The following is a 23,265-nucleotide window of genomic DNA, read 5'->3' as shown; positions in this document are numbered from 1 at the left end:
CGCTTTGCGCTTGCGGGGCAGGGGCCAGATCGCTACTGTCAGAGGTGCGAAAACTGAGTTTTGTAGCGGGCTGGTCCCGTTCGAAACCTAAAGAAAGGTCTCGTGAAGCTGGCTTCTCGGGGCCTTTTCTTTTCTGCCTGTAGCGTGCCTCCTTGTTGGTGTTGCTCGTCCTCAGTCTTCCGAACGCTTCCAGCGCCCGTGAAGTTCTGCGATCAGCCGCGGGGCCTGCCCCTCCAGCCAACCGACAAAGTCACGATCCTCGGCTTTCAGCTCCAGCCGGAACTGCCGCCCGCGCTGCCCTGTGCTGATCCGTGCGGCACCGACGCCGGCGATCTGGATCGCCGCGCCCTGCCGGAGCTCTGCCGGCAAGGCAGTGGCCTGTTTCGCCGCCGCCAGCACCGCCAGAAACGCATGGTCGGACCGCAGATCGCCCGCATCGCCCTGTGCCTGCTCGGCGGCACGGACCAGCGCCTCTGCAGGCACCGTGCCCGAGGCCAGCACCTTCTTCAGCTCTTCCCAGCGGGGCCTGCCGATCCCCGGCGCGGCCCCGATGGCAAGGATCACATCCTCGCCCACCGTCCGCACCACATTCAGAAGCTGCGACACCCCGGCCTCAGTCAGGTTCAGCACTTCGGCCACGCCGCGGTTGGTGCGCTCTGCCTCGGGCAGATGGTCCCCGTCCAGCAGGGCGGCGGCCACCAGCGCACGTTCAATGAAACTCAGATCGCGCCGTTCCTGGTTCTCCAGCAACTGATCGCGCAGGGCCTGTTCGCCCTCGATCTCGGTCACGATCGCACGGACCTTCAGCCCAAGCGCGCGGCAGGCCTCCAGCCGCCTGCGCCCGTAGATCAGGCTGTAGCGATCTCCTTCCAGCGGCCGCACAAGGATCGGCACCCGCTGACCATTCCGCCGGATCGACTCGGTCAGCCCGGCAATTTCCAGCTGCAGACGGTCATCCAGACGCCCCTCGGTCTGAATCCGCTCAGGGTCGATTTCGAACACGCCCCCGCGCAGCCGACGCCCTTCCAGCGCATCGGGGGCGTTCCTCAGGGTCTGCAACGGCAGGCCAAGCTTAGGCTTTCTTGCCATGTCGTCCCCATGTAGCCTGAATGATCGCCGCAATCTCGTCATTGACGGCATTCATCGATTCGATGGCCCGGTCAAAGGTCTGCCGCGTGAAATCCTTCTTGTCGGCCTCGTACAGCGTCTGCTTGGTCAAACCGGCGTCCGAGATGGCCGTCGATTCCACCATATGATTGGTCAGCACAGACCGGCCGAACAGACCCCGGATGAAGGCGATCACCTCGGTCTGCGGCGCATCACCCACCTTGTAGCGTGTCGGCAGAAAGCGCAGCCAGTCAAAGCGCAGATTGGCCCCGGCATCCCGGATCACGCCCAGCAGATCAGCCGTCATCCGCAGGAACTGCGACATCGACATCAGGTCCAGCATCTGCGGGTGCACCGTGACCAGCACCCCGGACGAGGCCGAAAGGGCCGACATGGTCAGAAAGCCCAGTTGCGGCGGGCAGTCGATCACCACCACGTCATAGTCGCGCTCGACACTGTCCAGTGCATCACGGACCCGGGCAAAAAACGCCCGTGCGCCCCCCCGCTGGATGGCGGCGGGCGTCTCATGCTCGAATTCCATCAATTCCAGATTGCCGGGAATGAGGTCGAGCCCCCGGATATAGGTCTTGCGGATCACCTCGGTGACCGGCACCGGATCATCATAGCGGACCGCATCGTAAAGCGTTCCGCCCTCGGTCAGGTCCAGCTCGGGCTGAATGCCGTGCAACGCCGAGAGCGAGGCCTGCGGATCAAGGTCGATGGCCAGCACCCGATAGCCCTTGAAGGCCAGCCGCTGCGCCAGATGGGCCGATGTCGTGGTTTTCCCCGACCCGCCCTTGAAGTTCACCACAGAAACCACCTGCAGCTCGTCCCCCGCACGGCGTCCGGGCACATAGGTGCCGGGCTTTTTGGCATGGGTTTCAAGACTGTGGCGGATCTCCCAGATATCCTCCAGCGTATAGCGCCGGTGGCTGCCGGCGGTCGTCTCGACCTCGGCAATCTTGCCTTCACGATGCAGTTTGCGAAGATAGGTGTGATCGACACCCAGAAGTTCGGCCGCCTCGCCGCTGGAGAGGCTGCGCATGACCTTGCGGGCGTCGGGCGGGAAATGAGCGGCACGCTGCGCCTGCAGGTTCGAGGCCAGCAGCTCGGCAAAGGTGCCGATGGCAATATCCAGGTCCTGGTCTGTCCCGCTCATATCCTGCCCAATCCGTGGGCGCGATTTTTATCTGACCGCGCGCTATTTTTCGAGACTATTGCCCCGCCTGCCAGATTCGCGCAAGCAATTTCTAGATTTGGTGGCCCGCCCTAGGTGGCACACAACCTCTTCATGCGCCTTCGGTCACGTCGCGGACGGAACGGGCAGGGCAGGGGGCAAAGCTTGCACTTCGCCCTCTTGTGATGTAGGCACCTGCCCCGGTCTACCCATCCCCTCCGGGCAGGCGGCCCCGGCCGCAGCCTCTGGCGACAGGCAAGAACCAGTTCCGGCGTTCTTGGGAATGGAGCTTGCCCCATGGGTTTTCAGCATTCAATGACCTGCACGACCAGCGGCATACAGCGGACCGCCCCGGTGCAATGGCGCGGCTATGATGCCATGTGCGGCGTCTATTGGGAGGCCGAGGGCAAGGCCGGGGCGACCGGATATTACCGTTCGCCCGACCCGCGGGTCATGCTGTTCTTCAACGATGTCTCGGGGCATATCGGCATGTCCGACAGGGGCGCGGTGGACGATCAGCGGCAGGAGCCGCTTTTGCGGGCGGTCTTCGTGCCGGCCGGCGCGCCGATGTGGACGCGGTTCCGGGCCGAACACCGCTTTTCCCACCTTGACCTGCATCTGAAGCAAAGCTGGCTGATGGAGCGGCTGTCCCCGGCCCTTGGCGCCACGGTGGCGGCCAGCCTCCTGATGCAGCCGCGCCATCTGCAGGAGGTGGCCGATATCGCCGCGATCGGCGAGGCGCTGAAGCATGAGGTCTGCGCCGCGCCGCGCCATCCCATGGTGGCCGAAAGCCTTGCCGTCGCTCTGGTCGCCGCATTGGTGGACCCGCCGCATGCGCAGCCCCAGCAGGATGCGTCACAAGGCGGGCTGACGCCTGCGCAGATGACGCGGCTTGCACGGCTGGTGGATGACGACCCCGGACGACGTCTGCTGAACGCCGATCTGGCCGATGCGGTCGGCTTTTCGTCCAGCTGGTTCGCGCATGCCTTCAAGAAAACCACAGGAAAATCGCCGCTGCAGTGGCAGCAGGAACGGCGGATCGACCTGGTGAAACGCGCGCTTCTGGCCGAAAACGTAGTGATCGCGGATGTTTCCGGCCAGTTCGGCTTTGCCGATCAGGCGCATTTTACCCGCGTGTTCCGGCAGATCACCGGCACCACCCCCGCGGCTTGGCTGCGGGAAAGCCGCAGCCGCTGAGGGGGCAGGGGGGCCACGTGAAAAGGCCCGTCCACCTTTCGGCGGGCGGGCCCGGTTCCGGAAAACCCTTATCTTACCAGGTCTTGCGCAGCGTCAGCCCGATCTCGCGCCCCGGATTATAGTAATCCGCGGTACCCGATCCCACGACATGCTGTTCGTCGAACAGGTTGCTCACGCTCAGCTCCACCGCGGCGCTGTTGCCCAGATCCATCGCCAGCGAGGCATCGACCAGCAGCGCATCGCTGCTTTTGCGGGTGTTGGCGGCGTCGAAGTAATAGGCACCCACGTAACGCAACCCAAGCCCCACCGTCACATCGCCGGCCGGCAGCGCATCGGCCATGGTGTAATTCGCCCAGACCGAGGCGATGTGGTTCGGCGCAGTGGCAAAGGATTTGCCATCCATCACCACGCCCCGGACGATGCCGCGCACCACCTCGGTATCCATGTAAGAGTAGGAGCCGATCAGGCTCAGCGCCTCGTTCACCTCGACCCGGGCCTCCAGATCAAACCCGCGCACGCGGGATTCCCCGATGGTTTCGCGGGTGATCGTGCCGTCCGGCTGCACCACGGCGATGGTGACATTCTGCTTCGACAGGTCGTAGATCGCGGCCGAGAACAGGGCGTTCATCCCCTCGGGCGCGTATTTCGCGCCGATCTCATATTGCTCGCCGCGCTCCGGCTCCACGCCGATGGCAGGGGGCGCCACCGATTCCACATAGCTGGCGTAGACCGAGATTTCGTCGGTAACCTTATAGGTCAGCGCCGCCCGGCCCGAGGTTTCGGCAAACTCGCCCGTGCTGACCACCGGGGTCGCCGGAAACAGGTTGATGCTGGTCAGGTCCAGAAAATCGCGGCGCAGGCCGAAGGTGGCGATCAGACGCTCGTTGAACGACAGGTTCTGCGTCACGAAGAGCGAGCGGGTGCTGTAGTCGGTCTCCGTCCGGGCATAATAGGCCAGCGACGACGGCGCCCCGCTGTAAACCGGGTTCGACAGGTCGATGGGTGTGGCCAGCCCATAGAAGCTGGCGCTTTTCGCGGTGGCCTCGCGGAACTCCACCCCGGCCAGCGTGCTGCTGGCGACGCTGCCGAAGGTGGTGTCATATTGCAGGATCGCATTGCCGATCAGCTCTTCGGCGCTGCTGTCGCTGCCGAAGTAATAGCGCGAGATCGAGGTGCCGGTTCGCCCTGCGAAATCATACAGATAGATGTAACCGTAATCGTCGGTCAGGTCGCTGTAGCGCAGATTGCCGCGCAGGCTCAGCCCGCCACCGAAATCATGCGTCAGCAGCAGCGTGGCGCTGGTGCGGTCCATCTCGTGATAGTTGAAGTCCGGCTCACCAAAGAATTCGCCGCGGTCATATTCCCGGTCCAGCGGATAGCCGCCGCTGTTCGGCGTCCCGTCGCGGTCCAGATAGTCGACGATAAAGCTCAGCTGCGTGTTGTCGGTGGGCTGCCAGGTCACGCCCGCCATCAGGAAGGTTTCGTCATCGTTCGAATGTGCATAGTCCAATGCGCTGTCCTTCACCTTGCCGGTGAAGCGGAAGGCCAGGTTGGATGCGCCCGGAACCTCGTTGCCGAAGTCGAAACTCGCCTCCTTGCGGCCAAAGGACCCGAAGCTCAGCGTCGTCTCGGCAGTCGGCTCGAACCGGGGTTGCCGGGTCACGAAATTGACCGAACCACCGGGATCGCCCACGCCGAACAGGGTGGAGTTGGTGCCGCGGAACACTTCGACCCGCTCATAGGCAAGGGGTTCCTCACGCACGCCGCGCATCGAGCCGAGGGTCAGCCCGTCACGATAGGTGGTGGCCTGGAACCCGCGGATCAGGAAGTAATCGTTGCGGTCATCGGTGCCGTAGTAATCGGTATGCACCCCCGCCGTATATTGCAGCACCTCTTCGGTGGTCCCGGCATCGCGCTGCTTCATCTCCTTCTCGGTGATGACCGAGACCGAGGCGGGCGTGTCCAGAATGCTGGTCGCGACCTTGCCGCCCACGGAAAGCTCGGATGCCACAACCGAATTCGCGTCATCGTCCGACAGGCCGAAGACCTTGAGGAAGATGGTGCCCAGGCGCACCACGCCGTCTTCGCTGTCAGAGGCGGCATCCTGCGCCAGTGCGGGCGTGGCCAGCAGCAGGGCCAGCGCGGCCGTCCCCGACCTAAGGGTGGTGATCATCCGCCGACGGGCCGTGGCAGGGGGGGTGGGGTTCGGTTTCAATGGTCTTCTCCAGACGGGGGTCGTGCGGCTGTCCTGACTGCGCGGGCCAACCGGCCCGGGGGCAAACCACGGGCCGATTCGCCGGGACGGGGCCACAGCGGCAAAAGGATAGGCGGGCTATAACAACCCTCCGGCCGGGGTTCTTGAATTAATCAACTTTTTTAGTAAGAAATAGTCGAAATCCGTCGGGCAGACCGCGGGAATCCCGGCCGGATGCTTGACCAGCAGGCGCGCCAGACCGCAATTCCTGCGCGAAACTGCAAGAAAAGGCCGTATCATGACGCTGATCAAAGGCTTTGTCCTTGCCCTTGCCTGCACGGTTCTGGCCGGCGGGGGGGCCATGGCAGAGGACTATCCGCTGTCGGTGAAGCATGCGTTCGGCACCACCGTGATCGCGAAAAAACCCGTCCGCATCGCCACGGTGAACTGGTCCAACCATGAGGTGCCGCTGGCCCTTGGCATCGTGCCGGTGGGTTTTGCCCGCGCGAATTTCGGCGATGACGACGGCGATGGTGTGCTGCCCTGGGTCGAGGCGCGGCTGGAGGAACTGGGCGCAGAAATCCCCGTGCTGTTCGATGAAGGCGACGGGATCGACTTCGAGGCGGTGGCCGCCACCCGGCCGGATGTGATCCTTGCCGCCTATTCCGGGCTGAGTGCCGCGGATTACGAAATGCTCAGCCAGATTGCCCCGGTCATCGCCTATCCCGAAACGCCGTGGTCCACCGGCTGGCGCGACACGATCCTGCTGAATTCCGCAGGCATGGGCATGGCGGAAGAGGGCCGTGCCCTTGTGGCCGAGCTGGAGGGCAAGATCGCCGCCACCCGCGCCGCCCACCCGGAGTTGCAGGGCAAAACCGCGATGTTCGTGACCCATCTGTCGGCGATGGACCTCAGCCGGATCGGATTTTACACCGATAACGACACCCGGGTGCAGTTCTTCCACGATCTTGGCCTGACCTCGCCCCCGATGGTGGTCGAGGCGGCCGCAGGTGGCGCCTTCTCGGGCGAGATCAGCGCCGAACGGATCGACGATCTGGCGGATGTGGACATCCTTGTCACCTATGGCGGCAATGATCTGCTGCAAAAGCTGTCCACCGACATTCTGGCCGCCCGTCTGCCCGCGGTGGCGCGCGGCGCGCTGGTGATGCTGGGCAATGATCCGGTGGGCACCGCCGCCAATCCCACGCCGCTGTCGCTGCCCTGGGTGCTGGAGGATTACGCGGCGCTTCTGTCCACAGCGGTTGCCAAGGCGGAATGACGCCTCCGCGCACCACCGGCCCGCTGGCCCAGGCCCGGCGCCGCACCCTGACAGGGGGGGCGGCGCTTCTGGTGTTGCTGGCGCTGGCGGTCTTCGTCTCGCTGACCTTCGGCGCGCGAGATGTGGCCTGGGCCGATATCGCCGCCGCCCTGACCCGCGCACCCGACACGATTGCCGAGGCGGCCGTGGCCGCCCGCATTCCCCGCACCGCGCTGGCGCTGCTGGCGGGGGCGGCGCTTGGGCTTGCCGGGGCGGCGATGCAGGGGCTGACACGCAATCCGCTGGCCGATCCGGGGATACTGGGCACCAATGCCGGGGCCGCGCTGGCCGTTGTCATCGGGCTGGCGTGGTTCGGCATGGAAAGCGCCACGCTGTATGTCTGGATCGCCATTCTGGGGGCAGGGCTGGCGGCGGCCGGGGTCTATGCCATTGCCAGCCTTGGCATCGGCGGGGCAACGCCCCTGAAACTGGCGCTGGCCGGTGCGGCGCTGTCGGCCGCCATGGCCTCCTTCACCACAGCGGTGATCCTGCCGCGGGGAGATATCGGCGGGCTGGCGCAAAGCTGGATGATCGGCGGTGTGGGCGGGGCGCGATGGGACCAGATCACCCCGGTCCTGCCGTTTCTCGCCGCAGGGGCGCTGGCCGCGCTGGCCTCGGCCCGCAAGCTGAACCTTCTGGCTTTGGGAGAGGACACCGCGCAGGCCTTGGGTGAAAACGTCACCCTGGCGCGGATACTGGGGGCTGGGGCGGCCATTGTCCTGTCGGGGGCCACCACGGCACTGTGCGGGCCGATCGGATTCGTCGGGCTGGTGGTGCCGCATGCCTGCCGCCTGGTCTTTGGCGTGGATTACCGGCTGATCCTGCCCGCCTCGGCCCTGTCCGGCGCGGCGCTTCTGGTGCTGGCCGATGTGGCGGGCCGCCTGATCGCCCGCCCGGGCGAGGTGGATGCCGGTATCGTCACCGCCTTCATCGGCGCGCCGGTTTTCATCTGGATCGTCCGCCAGCGCCGGGTGGCGGCACTATGACCCGGACCATTGCCGCCATTGCCGGGCAACGGCATGCCCGGATCCGGCGCCGGGCCGGTGTGCTGGCCTGTCTGACCGGGCTTCTGGCGCTTGGGGTTCTGCTGACGCTGATGCTGGGACAGAAAGCCTTTTCTCCCGCCACGCTGTGGCAGGTGCTGCAGGGCGAAGATGCGACGGGCGCGGGTTTCACGATCCGCAGCCTGCGGTTGCCCCGCGCGCTGCTGTCCCTGCTGGCCGGGGCCACCTTCGGCCTTGGTGGTGCGGCATTCCAGACCCTGCTGCGCAATCCGCTGGCCAGCCCCGATATCATCGGCATCAGCGCGGGCGCCAGCACATCGGCCGTGTTCTGCATCGTCGTGCTGTCCATCACCGGCCCGGCCGTCTCGGCCTATGCGGTGGTGGCGGGGCTGGGGGTCGCGCTGCTGATCTATCTGCTGGCCTGGCGGGGCGAGGTGTCAGGCGCGCGGCTGATCCTTGTGGGCATTGGCCTTTCGGCCATGCTTCAAAGCCTGACGGCCTATATCCTGTCACGCGCGCCGTCATGGTCGCTGCAGGAAGCGATGCGCTGGCTGTCGGGCAGCGTGAACGGGGCGCAGCTGGATCAGGCGCTGCCGCTTCTGCTGGTGCTGGCGGTCTGCGGCAGCCTCCTGCTCCTGCGGGCGCACGATCTGGAAATGATGCGGATGGGGGATGAGGCGGCGGCGGCCCTTGGCGTCCGGCTGGGTTTCACGCGGATCACCACCATCCTTGCCGGTGTCGGGCTGGTGGCCACCGCCACCGCAAGCGCCGGCCCCATCGCCTTCGTGGCCTTCCTGTCCGGCCCCATTGCGGCGCGGCTGACCGGGCGGGACGGCCCGATCCTGCTGCCTGCCGCCGCGGTCGGCGCGCTTCTGGTGCTGATCTGCGACTTTGCCGGCCAGTTCCTGATGCCCGCCCGCTATCCGGTGGGCATCGTCACCGGAATTCTGGGCGCACCCTATCTTGTCGCACTGATCCTGCGCGAAAACCGGAAAGGAACCGGGGCATGAGCCAACCCTTGCTGCAAACCCGCGGCCTTGTGGCGGGCTACGGTGCCACGCCTGTCCTGCGGGACGTCACCCTGGACATCGCCCCGGGTCAGGTGACCGCCATTCTGGGCGCCAATGCCTGCGGGAAATCCACGCTCCTGCGCTGTCTGGCCCGGCTTCTGCCCCCGCGCGCGGGTGAGGTCACGCTGGACGACACCCCGGTCGGCCGCATCGCATCCAGAAGCTTTGCCCGACGGCTTGGCTTTCTGCCGCAAAGCCCGGTGGCACCGGACGGGATCACGGTTCTGGATCTGGTCAGCCGCGGCCGTCATCCGCACCACGGGCTGTTCGCGCGCTGGACCGATGCCGACGATGCCGCCGTGGCCCATGCGCTGGAGGTGACAGGAACGGCCGCGCTGGCCGAGCGCGAGGTCGGTGCCCTGTCCGGCGGGCAAAGGCAGCGGGTCTGGATCGCCATGGCACTGGCGCAGGAGACCGAGATCCTGCTCCTGGACGAACCCACCACCTTTCTGGACGTCAGCCACCAGATCGAAGTGCTGGAACTGCTGTCCGACCTGAACCGCCGCCGGGGCACCACCGTGGTGATGGTGCTGCACGAACTGAACCTGGCCGCCCGTCACGCCGACCGCATCGTCGGGATGAAATCCGGTCGCATCCACGCCACCGGCACCCCGGCCGAGGTGCTGACCGAGGCGCATATCCGCGACATCTTCGGGCTGGACAGCCTTGTGATGGCCGATCCGGTCAGCGGCCGCCCGATGATGGTGCCCCGCGCCTCGCTTTCCTCAGCCCACGAAAGGGAAACCGGATGACCACTGCCTTGCCCTTCATCGAGGCGCTGCTGCCCGTGCCGCCGGAGACCGCGCTGCCCGCCTTCAACCACCGGGCCCGGGAAATCGGCTTCGGGATCATGTCGCATGACGACGGGATGACCGTTGTCCTGTCCGGCGGCGACATGCGGGTGCGGGCCGAGGGGGATATGACCCGCGTCCGTGTCACCGCGCAGGACGTGCCCCATCTGCAGATGCTGCGCGATTATCTGACCGAGGAATTCTCGGCCGCGGGCGTGGTGCCGGAATGGCAGGGCCGCCGCGCCGCCGGACGGCCGGACAATCACGCGCTGGCGCGGGTGGTGTCCTCGGTGCAGATTTCGCCGTCCTACCGGCGGGTCACGCTGGCCGGGGCCGAACTGGCGCGGTTCGCCACCGGCGGGCTGCATTTCCGGCTGCTCTTCGGTCCCCAGGGTGCAGGCTGGCCGGGGATCGACGACAATGGCGTGACCCTGTGGCCGCAAGGGACGGCCGCATGGCACAAGCCGGTCTATACCACCCGCTGGATCGGCGACCGCGATGGACTGCCGCATCTGGATTTCGACGTGTTCCTGCACGAGGGCGGCCGGGTCACCGACTGGTGCACAGGCCTTCCCGCGGGAGAGGAGATCATCCTCTCCGGTCCGGGCGGGGGGCGCGGGCCGAACAGCGGCGGCTGGCAGGGCCTTGTCGGCGATGAAACCGCCGTGCCGGTGATCGCCCGGCTTCTGGCGATGATGCCGGATGACGCCCGGGGCGAGGCCGTCTTGGTGGTGCCCTGTGCCGCCGATGCGCAGGACTTGCACCATCCGCCGGGCGTTTCGGTCCGCTGGGCCCTGCGCGAAGCGGGGGAAACCCCGCTTTCCGTGCTGGAAGCGCTGCATATCCCCGACCGCAACCGTGCGGTGTTCTTTGCCGCCGAGGCGGCCGAGGCACAGGCCGCCCGCAAAATGCTGGCCGCGCGCGGTCTGGACAAGGGAGAGATCAGCGCCGCCGCCTATTGGACGCGCGACTGATCCGCACGCAGAAGTCCCAGCTTCTCGGCCCGGTCCAGCAGCATCTTCACCGATGACGGTTGCCATCTGGACCGGCCGCGGGGCGTGCGTTCCCGCATCGCTTCCAGCCGGGTGCAGATCGCCTGAAGCGTGATGTCGGGATCCGCGCCCTTGATGGCGGCGACGATGGCGGGCAACCGGTCATCGGTTTCCCGCCGACCGGCACGCGCCAGAACGGTTTCGGGCAGAAACCCGCTGCGGACATAGGCGTTCACGGCGCGCAGCAGGCGGCTGTGGGTCCAGCGCCGCGCCTCTGGCAGGGGGGCGTTGACGATGCGCAGCACGTCCTCCCAGGCCATATCGGGCCGCAGCCGCCGCACCTGCGGCACCCAGTCCTGCGCCGTCTTGTTCAGCCGTTCCATATACCCGTCGTGCCGCGCCAGCCGCACCTTGCGCAAGGCCGCCGGATCACGCGCGCGCAAACCGGGATTGCCACCAACCCGCCCCTTGCTGCGGGCGCTGGCCAGACCGGCCTTGGTGCGGTCGCGGATCAGCGCACGTTCGAATTCGGCCGCGGCACCCAGAACCTGCAGCGTGAATTTGCCCTGCGGGCTGGAGGTGTCGATCGGGTCGGTCAGAGAGCGGAAGAAGGCGCCTTTCGTCTCCAGCCGCTCGATCACCTCCAGAAGATGCGACAATGACCGCGCCAGCCGGTCGATCCGCACCACGACCAGCGTGTCGCCACGGGCGATCCGTTCCAGCACCTTTGCCAGCACCGGCCGCGCCCGGTCGCCACCAGAGGCCTGTTCTTCATAGATTTCCGCGCAACCCGCCGCCTCAAGCGCCTGCGTCTGGGGCAAGGGCGTCTGATCTTCGGTCGAGACGCGGGCATAGCCGATCAGGCGCATCGCAACAGGCCGTTTCCAGTTTCAGATGTCATCATTAAACGACCGATTGTAAATCAATGCAATGGGGCCATGGAAGGGCGATACGCTCCGCCTCTCCGCTTTTCCCTGCACAAGCGGCATCAGGGGCGCCAGTGCATCCGGCCTCTGGCCCGAAGCAAACGGCCGTCGCGGTGGATTTGGCAAGAACGCCTTGGTAATACGCAAAATATGGATATTATGATCATATGAGATCGCCATATGCTGATTTTCCAGAAGATTCCGACACCTCCGATCCGGAGGGGGATCTGTGGTTTCTGCCCGGCCCGGCCGAGGAAGAGCCGGACATCCTTCCTCCCGGTCCGCGGGCGGAACCGCCGGAAACCGGCGTCATCGGGGATTGGGTCGCGGCAGAGGCGGGGGCAGCCGCACGTCTTGCCCGGGTTGCCGGTCGACTGGGTGCGCTGGACGACCGGCTGACCCGTGGACCTGAGGGGTGGCGGCACCGGCTGGCTTTGCTGGAAGCGGCCGAGCTCAGCTGGTTCGCGGGCGACCGTGTCGGCCCGGACCGGCTGGCCCTCTGGCTGGCGCTGAGGCTTTCGGGAGCGCAGGAGGATGCGGCGGCCCTGTCACGGGTGGCATGGGCGGCGCGGCGCCTGACCGGCGGCCCCGGGCCCGAGCCCGATCTGGGTGCCTTTCTGGACCGGCGCGATCCCGGTGCGCTTGAGGCAGAGGCGGAACCCTTTGCAGATCGTGCGGACAGCTGGCTGCGGCTGATGACGCAGGCCGGCGGCCTGCATCCGGTGACCCGCGCCTGCATGGGATTTCATCTCTGGGCGCTGGCCGGGCTGACCCGCAGCGGTGACCGGATCGAGGCCGCGGTCACCGCAGCCCGGATCGCCGCAGCCGAAGGGCGCGGGGCGGTCTTTGCGCCCTTGGTGCTGGGTGGGGCAGGGGGGCTGCGCGCAGGCGGTGCGCCCGCAGAGCGGCTGGCGCGCTGGCTGGACGGTATGGACAGCGCCTGCCTTGCCGCGCTGCGCCATCTGGACGGGATCGAGGCCTGGTCGGCCCGCGCCCGGGCGGCGATGTCCGGCCTTTCCGGCCGGACACCCCCCGCGCTTTGTGCCGTGCTGACGGAATGGCCGCTGGTCTCCGCCCCCATGGCCGAGCGGCTGACCGGGGCCAGCCGGGCGGCAGTCCAGCGCAATCTGACCTGGATGGAAGCCGGCGGCCTTGTGCGCGAGGTGACGGAGCAAGGCCGGTTCCGGATGTGGCAGGCCTGTATCTGAGGGCCGGTCAACCGGCGGAACCGCTCCCGTTGATCAAGGAACCTCCGCCGTGATGGCCCGCGGGGAATGCCCCCCGCGGCAGGTTACAGAACGTCGGCTGCCGCAACCGCCCGCGCCGCAGCCGCAAATGCCGTGCGGGTGATCTCCAGCTCGGCCGCGCCATGTTCGCCCGACACGAAATAGCGGCCCCAGGGCGAGGGCAGCGCCACCACCCCGTTCCGGCGCAGGCTTTCATAGACGATCCGCGTGGCTTCCGGGCGCGAGCGCTGCATCGCCTCGGCCAGCGTCTTGGGCACGGCATCGCAGAACCACAGCGAAAAGGCCGCGTCGAAGCCGGAGGTGCGGGCCACGATCCCCTCTTCGGCAAAGGCGCCAGTGATGGCATCGCGCATGGCGGCACCATAGCCGTTCAGCCGATCATAGAACGGCTGGTCCAGAAGCCCCATGGTGGATAGAACCGCTTGCATTGCCAAGGGGTTGCCGTGATAGGTGCCAAAGCGCATGACCTGTCCGCTCTCGGTCACCTTGAAGGCCTCGGCCGTGCCCAGCACCGCGGCGACGGCAATGCCGCTGCCGATGGCCTTGCCCATGGTCACCAGATCGGGCATCAGCCCCAGCTGTTCGCTGACGAGGCCCCGGCCCAGACGCAGGCCGACCATCACCTCATCCGAAATGATCATCGTGCCATTGGCCTGCGCCAGTTCCGTCAACCGTTCAAAGAACGCGCGGTCGGGCACCAGGCAGGCGGTGTTGCCCAGCATCGGCTCCACCAGAATTGCCGCCAGATCGGCGCCATGCTCCTGAAACAGCTTCTCGATGTCGGGAATGTCGTTCACCCGGAACAGGGTGATTTCATCCTTCAGCGGGCGGTCGTTGTTGGCCGGGTCCGCCTCGGGAGAGCCGACATTGCCCAGACGCAGCGGATCGAACCAGCCGTCATAGCCGCCCGCCGCCTTTGCAATGATGCGCCGCCCGGTCGTGCCGCGGGCCATCCGGCAGGCCAGATGCACCGCCTCGGTCCCGGTGGTGACAAAGGTGATCCGCTCGATCCGCGGCCCCATCAGCGCGACCAGCGCCTCGCCCGCGGCTTCCTCAAGGTTGTTGCGGAAACCGGGCATCGGGCCGTTTTCCAGCGCCCCGGTGCAGGCGGTGACGACGGCGGGATGGGCGTGGCCCACAAGGCAGGCGCCCATGGCCATGCCATAGTCCACAAAGCTGCGGCCTGCGGTATCGGTCAGCCGCGCGCCCTTGCTGGAGGCGACGATGAAGGTTTCGCCATCCACGTCTGGAAGCGTCCTTGGCTGGCTGGAGATGCCAAGGGGAACGGTCATGTGTTTCATGGAAGAACTCCGGTGCAGGGTTCGGGTCTAGAAGCCGAAGACCCGGGGCAGCCATTCGGTCGTTGCCGGAACGAAGGCGACGATCAGCAGGCAGATGTTGCTGGTGATGAAGAAGGGCCACAGCCGCCGGGTCACGGCGCCCACGCCGACCTTGGCGATGTTGCAGACCACAAAGATGTTTGTGCCGACCGGCGGGGTGAACAGGCCAATCCCGCCCGAGATCACGAAGATCAGGCCCAGCTGATAGGGCTGCAGCCCGGCCTCCAGCCCGATGGGGTGAACGATGGGGGCAAGGATGATGATGGTGGGGCCAAGGTCTGCCCATGTGCCGACGAAGGTCAGAAGAAGGATGATCAGAAGGATCATCATCACCGGCCCGGCGCCGGAATCGTGCAGCAGCGAGGCGGCCCAGTCCGGCACCTGTTCCACGGTCAGGATCCACGAGAACGGCGTGGCCACGGCCATGATGATCATGATGGCGCCGGTCATCCGGGCGGTTTCGTTGCAGGTCTCCCACAAGGACGCCCAGGTCAGTTCGCGGTAGACCAGCGCCCCGACAAGGATCGCCCAGACGACGGCGACGAAGGCGGCCTCGGTCGCGGTGGCGAAACCGCCCAGCATCGAACCCAGCACCACCAGAGGCATCAGAAGCGCAGGCAGCGCGCGCCAGATATGCCGGACGGTCGAGCCGAAGGTCGGCCGGGTGTCCGACCGCGGAAAGCCCTCTTTCACGCCCACCCACCATGCCGTCAGCATGAAGGTGACGCCCAGCATGATGCCGGGAATGACACCGGCGGCGAAGAGGCCACCGATCGAGGTGTCGGTGATCACGCCATACATGATCATCACCACGCTTGGCGGCAGGATGATGCCCAGCGTGCCCGCAGCGGCGGTGACAGCGGCCGAGAAATCGCGGGGGTAGCCCTTTTTCTCCATCGCCGGGATCATGATCGACCCTACGGCCCCGGTGTCGGCGGTGGCCGATCCGGTGATGCCGCCATAGACCATGCAGGTGGCGACGTTGACGATGCCCAGACCACCCCGGACCCAGCCCAGAAGGTCATCGGCCAGGTCGATGATCCGCCGGGTCAGCCCGCCGGAATTCATGATACCGCCTGCCACAAGGAACAGCGGAATCGCGGCAAGGTGGATGGAATTCGCACCGCCAAAGACCTGCTGCGCGAACCAAGCGGGGGGCAGCGGGACAAGGCCCGTAAGGATGACGGCCAGCGTCGAGGCGGCGATGGCCCAGGCGACGGGCACGCCGGTATAAAGCGTCAGCCCGAAGACGCCGAACAAAACGAGAAGGGTCATTGGCGTCCTATCTGGTCAGACGGAAAAGGCGCAGCAGGGCGATCAGCCCCAGACCCACGCCCATCAGGGGGATGGTGGCCTGCATGATCCAGCTTGGCGCACGCATGACGGGGGTGGGGGTAAAGGCGGTGCGGCCCAGCATGGCCCATCCGCTCCAGATCATCACCACTGCGACGATCAGCAGGACGATGGCATGATAGGTGCCCTTGATCCGGCCCGGCGTGGCGACCACGCCGTCGATGGACACGTTCTCATGCCGGATTTCCGAAAGAACCGTGCCGAAGGCCGTGACCCAGAGGAACAGGATGCCGACCAGTTCGAACGACCACGTCACGCCGCTGATGTGAAAATAGCGGGCCACGACGCCAAGGCCGGTGGCTGCGACGACCGCAACCACCGAGAGCACCCCGCCAAGCGTCAGCAGCCAGACCGCAAGCTTGCCGGTCCGTTCCATCGTCACGCTGCCGCCTTGCGGATGGCCGAAACCAGATCGGCGCCGTATTCGGCCGAGAAGGTTTCATAGACCGGGCCGACCATTTCCTTGAAGGGCGCGACATCCATGTCATTCACTGTGACGCCGGCGGTCTTCAGCGTGTCGATGATCTCGGTATAGACCTGCTTGATCGCGCCGCGATACCAGGTCTGGGTGTTGGCGGCGGCGGCCACGACGGCGGCACGGTCGGCCGGGTCCAGACCATCCAGCCGGTCCTTGTTCGCGTACCAGTAGTTCGCGGTCCAGACATAGTTCGACAGCGACAGATACTTCTGCACTTCGTACCATTTGGCATCGTAGAAGTCGCGCAGCTCGGGCTCGGCCCCGTCCACCACGCCGCTTTGCAGCGAGGTATAGACCTCGCCATAGGGGATGGATTGCGGCAGCGCGCCCAGAACCTTCACCGTCTCGATGATGACGGGGATCGGCGGGCAGCGCATCTTCAGCCCGGCCATGTCGGCGGGGGTGGTGATCGGGGCCTTGTTGCTGGTGAAGGACCGGAACCCGGAATCGAGGAAGCCCAGGATTTCATAGCCGCGGGCCGGCGCCATGGCCTTCAGCTCTTCGCCCACCGGGCCGTCCAGCACGGCATGCACCTTGTCGAAGCTTTCGAACAGGAAGGGCAGCGAGACCACGTTCAGCCGCGGGTCGATCGCATCGACCACCCCGCCCAGCCCCATGTCGATGGAGCCGTCACCCACGGCTTCGTTCACCGGGCCTTCGTCGCCCAGCAGGCCGTTGGCGAAGATGGTGACGGAAATCCGGCCCTCGGTCGTGGCCTCGACCTCTTCCTTGAACTTCAGCATGGCCTGCTGGATCAGGCTGCTGTCGGGCGAGGAATGCGCGACGCGCAGGGTGGTGGCGGCCCGGGCGGGAAGGCCGGTCAGGGCCAGTGCAGACACGGCGGCGCTGCCCGCAACAAAGTTGCGGCGAGTGATAGACATGCAAAACTCCCATGTTGTCGGCCCCGGACTGCGTTCAGCAATGCTGCTGCGCCGGTCTCGGAAGGCTCTTGTTTATGCCGCCAGTAAGCGGCGCGCCGTAGGCGCCGTCAATCGCCGGGACGCCAGGGCGGGGCAACTTCGGTTTATGCCGGCATAATCCGGAGTGATCTGTCTGGGCGGGCCCGGCCCGTCAGGCCGGGCGTTCACTCAGCCCGGACAGGCTGTTCTGATCGCCGTATCCGGTGAATTCGGCCTGAAGAAAGGCCGCAATCTTGCGAACGGCCAGCCTCTGGTTTTCCGGCGTCACGATGGTCAGGAAGGATTCCGGCAGGACGGGCAGGTTTGCGGCCACCGGGTCGATGATGCGCCAGCCCGATGGCACCGCGCATTCCGGCAGCACGGTCAGCATCCGGCCGGAGGCGACCGCCATCAGCAGGCCCGCCAGATGGGATGAGGAATGCACCATCCGCCACGGCCGCCCGTGCCGCTCCAGCGCGGCGGCGATGCGGGGCCGGGCCGAACACTCCTCGGAAAACAGCGCCAGCCGCAGCACGTCTTCGGTTTCCGGCGTCCCCGAGGGGCCGGTGCACCAGAGCTGCCGGTGGCTGAACAGGATTTCCCCCTTTGGCCGCGCGTCGATCTGGCAGACGGCAAGGGCGATATCCACCTGCCCGTTGTCCACCATCGTGTGCAGCCGCGTGGAAAAATCACAGGTCAGGTCGATATAGATCGCCCGGTGCTGCGGGGCGAATTTGTGCAGCAGGAGATTGCCGATCAGGCTCAGGTAATCGTCGGGCATCCCCAGCCGGACCCGCGCCTCCGAGATGCTGTCGCTGACGAAGGACAAAGCCTCAGCCTCCAGCGCCACGATCTTGCGGGCATAGCCGATCAGGCTTTGCCCCACGGCCGTGGGAATGGCGCCGTGGCGGGTCCGCTCGAACAGCCGCTTCTGCAGCTTTTCCTCGGTCCGGGCGATGCACATGCTGACCGCGGCCTGCGTTTTTCCCAGCCGCTCGGCCGCGGTGGTGAAGCTGCGGGTCTCGGCCACGGCGATCAGAACCGCCAGAGTTTCACTTTCAAGGTGTCGCATGTTCGCGCGCGTCCTTCAGGGCACGGGAAATCATGACGCATGTTTCCCCTGAATCAATGCTAGCCCAGCCCGACCGCGCGCGCATTCACGTTGTGCCTACATAAGCAGCGGACTTTCAGGGAGCGTGGCCCCTCCGTCCACCACGATGGTCTGGCCCGTGATGTAGCGCGCCTCGTCCGAGGCGAGGAACAGCATGGCATGGGCGATATCCGCGGGCTGCCCGATCACACCCGCCGGAATGTATTGCGCCAGCGCCAGCGACCGGGCGTCCTGCCCGGTGCGGCCCAGATCCGGCGCGGCGATAAAGCCGGGCTCAACCCCGTTCACCGTGATCCCGTCCCGTGCAAGCTCCAGCGCGGCGGCCCGGATGAAGCCGTTCACCCCCGCCTTGGACGCGGCATAGGCCGCCATCCCGCCGATGGCCACCCGCGGCCCGGTCACCGAGGAAGTGATCACGATCCGCCCGCCGCCCCGCGCCTTCATATGGGGCTGCGCGGCTTGGGCCAGCCAGAAACAGGCGCCCAGATTGACCGCCAGCGTGGCCTCAAGCTCTGCCTCGGTCAGATCGGCCAGCGGGCGGCTTTCCACCAGACCGGCATTCTGGATCACGATGTCCAGCCCGCCAAAAGCCGCGACAGCGGCCTGCACGGCAGCCGCATTGCCGCTGCGTGTCTCGCCCTCATAACCGCAGGCAATGGCCTGACCACCCGCCGCCCGGATGTTCCCGGCCACGGTTTCGGCCCGGGCGACCGTCCGGTTCGCCACCACCACCTGCGCCCCCTGTGCCGCCAGAAGGCGGGCCGTTTCGGCCCCCATGCCGCGCCCGGCGCCGGTGACAAGGGCCACTTTGCCAGAAAGTCCGAAGGTCATCTTCCGCTCCGCTTTGCGTAGATCAGGCTGCACGGGCAGCAGCCTGCGCGATCCGCCAGCCCATGACCATCGCCGGGCCGATGGTCGTGCCCGGCCCGGGATAGGTGCCGCGGAACAGCGAGGCCGCATCGTTGCCACAGGCGTAAAGCCCGGGCAGCGCGGCCCCGGTGCCATCCAGCACTGCGCCATCCTCATCGGTGCGCAACCCGGCACTGCCCGCCAGATCGACGGGCACCACCCGCAGGGCATAGAACGGCGCCTTCTCCAGCGGGCCAAGGCAGGGATTGCCCGCAACCTCAGGGTCGCCGTTGAAGCGGTTCATCACGCTGGTGCCGCGGCCGAAGTCACGGTCCACCCCTTCGGCCGCAAACCGGTTGTTCGCGGCCACACTTGCGGCCAGACCGGCAGGATCGACGCCGATCTTGGCGGCCAGCTCCGGCAGGGTGGCGGCCCGGGTCAGATAGCCCTTGCGCAACAGCCCGCCCAGCCCGCGCCCGCCGGGCAGCACAAGCCCAAGGCCATAGCGGCGGATGAAGGCATCATCCACCACCAGCCACGCGGCCTTCAGCCCGGCGCGGATCATGCCCATGCAGAAATCGTGATAGCTGTCGGATTCGTTCACGAAACGCTGGCCGTCCGGACCGACGGCGATCAGCCCGGGCTTGGCCCGGTCCAGAAGGATATGCGGCCAGATCGCCGGCGGCCCGTCCTTCTGTGGCAGGAAGGAGCAGGGCATCCAGAGGCCAGGGCTGTCGCAGCCATCATCCACCGCAGCCCCCAGCCGGGTCTCGGCCAGGCTGATCCCGTCGCCGGTGCTGCCAGGACCTGCCTGACTGACGCGGGCGATCTCGGCCGGGAACAGCCGGTCGCGCAGCACGGAACTGTGGCCGATGCCGCCGGTGGCCAGCACGACACCCCGCCGCGCGCGGATGCGCTTCGGGCCTTCGGGCGTGTCGATCACGGCGCCGATGATGCGCCCGTCCTCGCGGATGAAATCAGACAGCGGGCTCTTGAACCAGACCGGAACCTTGCGCTGCCGCAGGCTGTAGAACAGCCGCGCCACCAGCGCGTTGCCCATCAGAAGCCGGGTGCCGCGCCGATGGGTCAGCCGGTCGCGGAAATAGGGCAGCACGATGCCCAGCGTGGTGCGCAGGTTGCCAAGGCTGGCAAACGGCTTCAGCAGCGCGCCCAGTTCCGCGCGCCCCACCATCATGCCGCCCAGCCCCATGAAAATGGCGCGCGGCGGACGGATACGGTTGAAATCCTGTCCCAGCTTGCGCCCGTCAAAGGCCACAGGCGCCAGCGCCCGTCCGCCATAGGCGGCGCCGGGCCCGTCCAGATAGTCCGGATGCGCGGCAGAGGCTATGAAGCGCACCTCGGAATGTGCTTCCAGATCGGCGATGGCCGCATCGCCCGAGGCGAGGAAGGCCGTCCGCTGCGCATCGCCGCCGCGGTTGCCCACCACATGGCGCAGGAATTCGGCGGCATCCTCGGCCCGGTCCGGTACCCCGGCCTTGGCCGACAGCGCAGTGCCCGGCACCCAGGTCGTCCCGCCCGAGGTTGAGGTGGTGCCGCCGACCTGATCGGTCTTTTCGCACAGCAGCACCGAAAGGTTGCGGATTGCGCCCGACAAGGCGGCGGTCATCCCTCCGGCCCCGGCCCCGATCACCAGAAGATCCACCTCGGTCTCGAATCCCTGCTGCATCGCTGCGTCCTTTCCGTCGGGTTTCGCGGCGCAAACTTGCACAAACCCCATTTGAATGGAAGTTCAATTCATATTGGAATGTCATTCCATTCGTGCGAAAGAGGATTGGAAAGAGGGAGAGGTCAAAATGCGCATCCTGCTGGTGGGCGGAACGGGTTTCATCGGCCGGCGCGCCGCGATGCTTCTGGTGGAACAGGGGGCACAGGTCCGGATTCTGGACCTGCCCGCCGCCATCGGCCGCTTTGCCGCGCTGCCGGGGGCGGAGACCATGGCAGGCGATGCGACCGATGCCGCAACCCTGCACGCGGCGGCGGAAGGCTGCGACGGGATCATCCATCTGGCCGGCATCATGACGGTGGATTGCGCGGCAGATCCGGCGCGGGCGGTGCGGATCAATGTGATGGCCAGCCTGAACGTGTTTCAGGCCGCCGCCGCGCTGCGGATCCCGGTGGCCTATCTCAGCACCGCCGGGGTCTTCGGGCCCGAGGACGCGCAGCATCCGCAGCCGATGACGGTCTATGGCGTGACCAAGCTGGCGGTCGAGGGGCTGGCGCGGGTCTTTGCCGCCGACCACGGGCTGCGCAGCCTTGGGCTCAGGCCCTATATCGTCTATGGCCCCGGCATCAGCAGCGGCATCGCGGCGGGACCGTCCATCGCGCTGGCCGCCGCCGTCCGGCAGGAACCGGCGGTGATCCGCTTCTCGGGCCGGGTCGGGCTGGTCCATGTCGATGATGTCGCGCGGCTTCTGGTCTCCGGCGTCACGCGGCCCTTGTCCGGGGCGCATGTCCTGACCATGGCGGGCGACACGCAGGACATCGGCGCCTTTGTCGCAGAACTGGCCGCCCAGACCGGCTGGACCGGGATCACCGTCGAAGGATCGCCCTTGCGCATCCCGGCAGAGCTGACCTCTGATCCGGTGCCCGCCGCCCTTGGCCGCCATCCGGTCACGCAGGTGCGGGATGGCATCGCGTTGAGCCTGCGGGATCTGCAGGCCGCGGGTTAGACCCGGGGCATCCCCGCGGGGCGGGCATCCCGCTTCTGCGCCGCAATGCGGAAAGGCGCGTTCGGCGCCCCGTAGCCGCGGTAATTGCCGATGCGCTGTACCACCTCCAGAAACAGCCCGCCGGGCCGGGCCTGACAGTAGAATTGCAGGAAGCGTCCACCGGCATCTTCGTCATACATGATGTTGCGGTCACGCAGGCGGCGGGTCAGTTCAGGATCCAGTCCAAAGCGCGCCTGCACATCGGCGTAGTAATTCGCCCCGATCTGCAGCGCGGGAAAGCCGCGCGCGGCCATGGCATCGGCGCTGGCGAAAATATCCGCACTGGCAAAGGCGATGTGCTGGACCGACGCGCCGAAGGTGTCGGTGATGAACCGCCCCGCCAGCGTGCCCCGCGCCTCTGCCCCGTTCAGCGTGACCCGCAGCCCGCCGCTCTGGATCGCCTGCGACCGGACCAGACCATCGGGGTCGATCACATCCACCACGGGCGCGCGTTCGGCATCGAAGATCGAGGTATAGAACAGCGACCAGCTGAGCATTTCGTCATAGGCCATGGTCTGGCCGATATGGTCGATGCCCGTCAGCCCGGCGCCGGTCGGAACCTGGGTCGAGACGGTGAAATCCACATCCCAGATCCGGCCAAGGTCGGAACTACGGTCCAGAAGGCGGATCACGCTGCCGCCCACACCGCGGATACCCGGAATCTCCAGCTCTGCCGGATCATGGCGGGCCGAATGCGGTTCGGCCCCCAGGGCCAGCGCCCGCTGAAGACAGGCCCGGGCGTCCGGCACCATCAGCCCCACTTCGGACACCGCCGTCCCGTGCGAGGCCCAGGCACTGCGGGCAAAGCCCTCGGCCTCGGTATTCACCAGCACATTGGCGCCGCCTTGCCGCCAAAGCGTGACCTGCTTGCTGCGGTGCTGGCCTGCGCGTTCGAAACCGGCGGCAGACAGCACCGCCTCCAGCGGCGCGGCCTCATCGGCACTGGTGGCAAATTCGACGAACTCGACCCGCTCCACCGCGGCGGGCGGGGCAAAGGCGGGCAGGGTGACCGGCAGCGCCGGTTCGGACCGGCGCACCCGGTCCATCAGCGCCACGAGGCTGCGGTGCCCGTCCACCGCCACCAGCCGGGGCAGGCTGGCGCGGAACTGGTCGTTGAAGATCTCAAGGCTCAGTGGCCCGGCATAACCGGTGGCGGCCACCGCGCGCATGAAGGCGGTCACATCCAGATCGCCCTCGCCCGGCATGTTGCGGAAGTGGCGCGACCAGTAGAGCAGATCCATCGGGATGGCGGGCGCATCGGCCAGCTGGACAAAGAAGATCCGGTCGCCGGGGATGCTGCGGATCGTGTCGGGGTCGGTCTTGCGGCCAAGGGTGTGAAAGCTGTCAAGGATCAGCCCGATGTTGGGATGATCCGCTCGCCGCACCACCTCCCATGCGTCGCGGTGATCGTTGATATGGCGGCCCCAGCACAAAGCCTCGTATCCGACGCGGATGCCATAGGGGGCGGCGATGTCGCCAAGCT

Annotated in this window: 20 protein-coding genes; 8 read left to right on the top strand and 12 right to left on the bottom strand. The window is 66.8% G+C overall.

Annotated features, from left to right (window positions below; genetic code table 11):
- Nucleotides 1–171 precede the first annotated feature (171 nt).
- On the bottom strand, nt 172–1,089 hold the full coding sequence (locus ACO2Q5_RS17470) for a ParB/RepB/Spo0J family partition protein (RefSeq protein WP_423293419.1): 918 nt from the start codon (nt 1,087–1,089) through the stop codon (nt 172–174).
- Nucleotides 1,073–2,266 (bottom strand): plasmid partitioning protein RepA, encoded by a 1,194-nt coding sequence (gene repA / locus ACO2Q5_RS17465; RefSeq protein WP_423293417.1) that lies wholly within the window; start codon nt 2,264–2,266, stop codon nt 1,073–1,075. The genes ACO2Q5_RS17470 and repA overlap by 17 nt, the downstream gene beginning before the upstream one ends.
- 315 nt (nt 2,267–2,581) lie before the next feature.
- Here repA and ACO2Q5_RS17460 point away from each other — a divergent pair, with 315 nt between their 5' ends.
- A complete protein-coding gene (locus tag ACO2Q5_RS17460; RefSeq protein WP_423293415.1) occupies nt 2,582–3,481 on the top strand; it encodes a helix-turn-helix domain-containing protein in 900 nt (299 codons plus the stop codon).
- Between the two features lie 73 nt (nt 3,482–3,554).
- On the opposite strand, the gene ACO2Q5_RS17455 is transcribed toward ACO2Q5_RS17460, so the two are convergent.
- Nucleotides 3,555–5,654, bottom strand: a complete 2,100-nt coding sequence (locus tag ACO2Q5_RS17455; protein ID WP_423293597.1) for a TonB-dependent siderophore receptor — start codon at nt 5,652–5,654, stop codon at nt 3,555–3,557.
- Between the two features lie 319 nt (nt 5,655–5,973).
- Between ACO2Q5_RS17455 and ACO2Q5_RS17450 the strand changes: the two genes are divergently transcribed.
- The 5 genes from ACO2Q5_RS17450 to ACO2Q5_RS17430 are packed head-to-tail and all read left to right on the top strand — an operon-like array spanning nt 5,974 to nt 10,832.
- Nucleotides 5,974–6,954: an iron-siderophore ABC transporter substrate-binding protein gene (locus ACO2Q5_RS17450; protein WP_423293413.1), complete on the top strand. Its 981-nt coding sequence runs from the start codon at nt 5,974–5,976 to the stop codon at nt 6,952–6,954.
- Nucleotides 6,951–7,979: a FecCD family ABC transporter permease gene (locus tag ACO2Q5_RS17445; RefSeq protein ID WP_423293411.1), complete on the top strand. Its 1,029-nt coding sequence runs from the start codon at nt 6,951–6,953 to the stop codon at nt 7,977–7,979. The genes ACO2Q5_RS17450 and ACO2Q5_RS17445 overlap by 4 nt, the downstream gene beginning before the upstream one ends.
- A complete protein-coding gene (locus tag ACO2Q5_RS17440; protein ID WP_423293409.1) occupies nt 7,976–9,007 on the top strand; it encodes a FecCD family ABC transporter permease in 1,032 nt (343 codons plus the stop codon). Before ACO2Q5_RS17445 ends, ACO2Q5_RS17440 begins: the two co-directional genes overlap by 4 nt.
- Nucleotides 9,004–9,819, top strand: a complete 816-nt coding sequence (locus tag ACO2Q5_RS17435) for an ABC transporter ATP-binding protein (RefSeq protein WP_423293407.1) — start codon at nt 9,004–9,006, stop codon at nt 9,817–9,819. The genes ACO2Q5_RS17440 and ACO2Q5_RS17435 overlap by 4 nt, the downstream gene beginning before the upstream one ends.
- A complete protein-coding gene (locus ACO2Q5_RS17430) occupies nt 9,816–10,832 on the top strand; it encodes a siderophore-interacting protein (RefSeq protein ID WP_423293405.1) in 1,017 nt (338 codons plus the stop codon). Before ACO2Q5_RS17435 ends, ACO2Q5_RS17430 begins: the two co-directional genes overlap by 4 nt.
- On the opposite strand, the gene ACO2Q5_RS17425 is transcribed toward ACO2Q5_RS17430, so the two are convergent.
- Nucleotides 10,814–11,719, bottom strand: coding sequence for a recombinase family protein (locus ACO2Q5_RS17425; protein ID WP_423293403.1), 906 nt, complete (start codon nt 11,717–11,719; stop codon nt 10,814–10,816). The two genes, ACO2Q5_RS17430 and ACO2Q5_RS17425, sit on opposite strands and share 19 nt — an antisense overlap.
- A 224-nt stretch (nt 11,720–11,943) precedes the next feature.
- Here ACO2Q5_RS17425 and ACO2Q5_RS17420 point away from each other — a divergent pair, with 224 nt between their 5' ends.
- Nucleotides 11,944–12,984, top strand: a complete 1,041-nt coding sequence (locus tag ACO2Q5_RS17420) for a hypothetical protein (protein WP_423293401.1) — start codon at nt 11,944–11,946, stop codon at nt 12,982–12,984.
- 83 nt (nt 12,985–13,067) lie between these two features.
- Here the strand turns inward: ACO2Q5_RS17420 and ACO2Q5_RS17415 are convergent, their stop codons facing one another.
- From ACO2Q5_RS17415 to ACO2Q5_RS17385, 7 genes are all read right to left on the bottom strand, one after another.
- The gene (locus ACO2Q5_RS17415; RefSeq protein WP_423293399.1) at nt 13,068–14,324 is read right to left on the bottom strand and encodes an aspartate aminotransferase family protein; all 1,257 of its coding nucleotides are present in this window, start codon (nt 14,322–14,324) and stop codon (nt 13,068–13,070) included.
- Between the two features lie 27 nt (nt 14,325–14,351).
- Complete coding sequence (locus ACO2Q5_RS17410) at nt 14,352–15,638, bottom strand: TRAP transporter large permease (protein WP_423293397.1); 1,287 nt, start codon at nt 15,636–15,638, stop codon at nt 14,352–14,354.
- A gap of 7 nt (nt 15,639–15,645) precedes the next feature.
- A complete protein-coding gene (locus tag ACO2Q5_RS17405; protein WP_423293595.1) occupies nt 15,646–16,092 on the bottom strand; it encodes a TRAP transporter small permease in 447 nt (148 codons plus the stop codon).
- A 2-nt stretch (nt 16,093–16,094) separates the two neighbouring features.
- Nucleotides 16,095–17,075 (bottom strand): DctP family TRAP transporter solute-binding subunit, encoded by a 981-nt coding sequence (locus ACO2Q5_RS17400; protein ID WP_423293395.1) that lies wholly within the window; start codon nt 17,073–17,075, stop codon nt 16,095–16,097.
- A gap of 190 nt (nt 17,076–17,265) precedes the next feature.
- Nucleotides 17,266–18,165: a LysR family transcriptional regulator gene (locus tag ACO2Q5_RS17395; protein WP_423293393.1), complete on the bottom strand. Its 900-nt coding sequence runs from the start codon at nt 18,163–18,165 to the stop codon at nt 17,266–17,268.
- A 96-nt stretch (nt 18,166–18,261) separates the two neighbouring features.
- Nucleotides 18,262–19,035 carry an SDR family oxidoreductase gene (locus tag ACO2Q5_RS17390; RefSeq protein ID WP_423293391.1) on the bottom strand — a complete coding sequence of 258 codons (774 nt, stop codon included), beginning with the start codon at nt 19,033–19,035 and terminating at the stop codon, nt 18,262–18,264.
- A gap of 22 nt (nt 19,036–19,057) precedes the next feature.
- On the bottom strand, nt 19,058–20,740 hold the full coding sequence (locus ACO2Q5_RS17385) for an FAD-dependent oxidoreductase (protein ID WP_423293389.1): 1,683 nt from the start codon (nt 20,738–20,740) through the stop codon (nt 19,058–19,060).
- A gap of 127 nt (nt 20,741–20,867) precedes the next feature.
- Between ACO2Q5_RS17385 and ACO2Q5_RS17380 the strand changes: the two genes are divergently transcribed.
- The gene (locus tag ACO2Q5_RS17380; protein ID WP_423293387.1) at nt 20,868–21,743 is read left to right on the top strand and encodes an NAD-dependent epimerase/dehydratase family protein; all 876 of its coding nucleotides are present in this window, start codon (nt 20,868–20,870) and stop codon (nt 21,741–21,743) included.
- Here ACO2Q5_RS17380 and ACO2Q5_RS17375 read toward each other — a convergent pair.
- Nucleotides 21,740–23,265 (bottom strand): bifunctional sugar phosphate isomerase/epimerase/4-hydroxyphenylpyruvate dioxygenase family protein (locus tag ACO2Q5_RS17375; RefSeq protein ID WP_423293385.1); only part of this gene is annotated, 1,526 nt, incomplete at its 5' end. The two genes, ACO2Q5_RS17380 and ACO2Q5_RS17375, sit on opposite strands and share 4 nt — an antisense overlap.

Source organism: Neotabrizicola sp. VNH66 (assembly GCF_049445895.1).
Taxonomy (GTDB): domain Bacteria; phylum Pseudomonadota; class Alphaproteobacteria; order Rhodobacterales; family Rhodobacteraceae; genus Pseudogemmobacter.
Note: the sequence above shows the minus strand (reverse complement) of the source record. Positions and strands in the feature narration are given on the sequence as shown.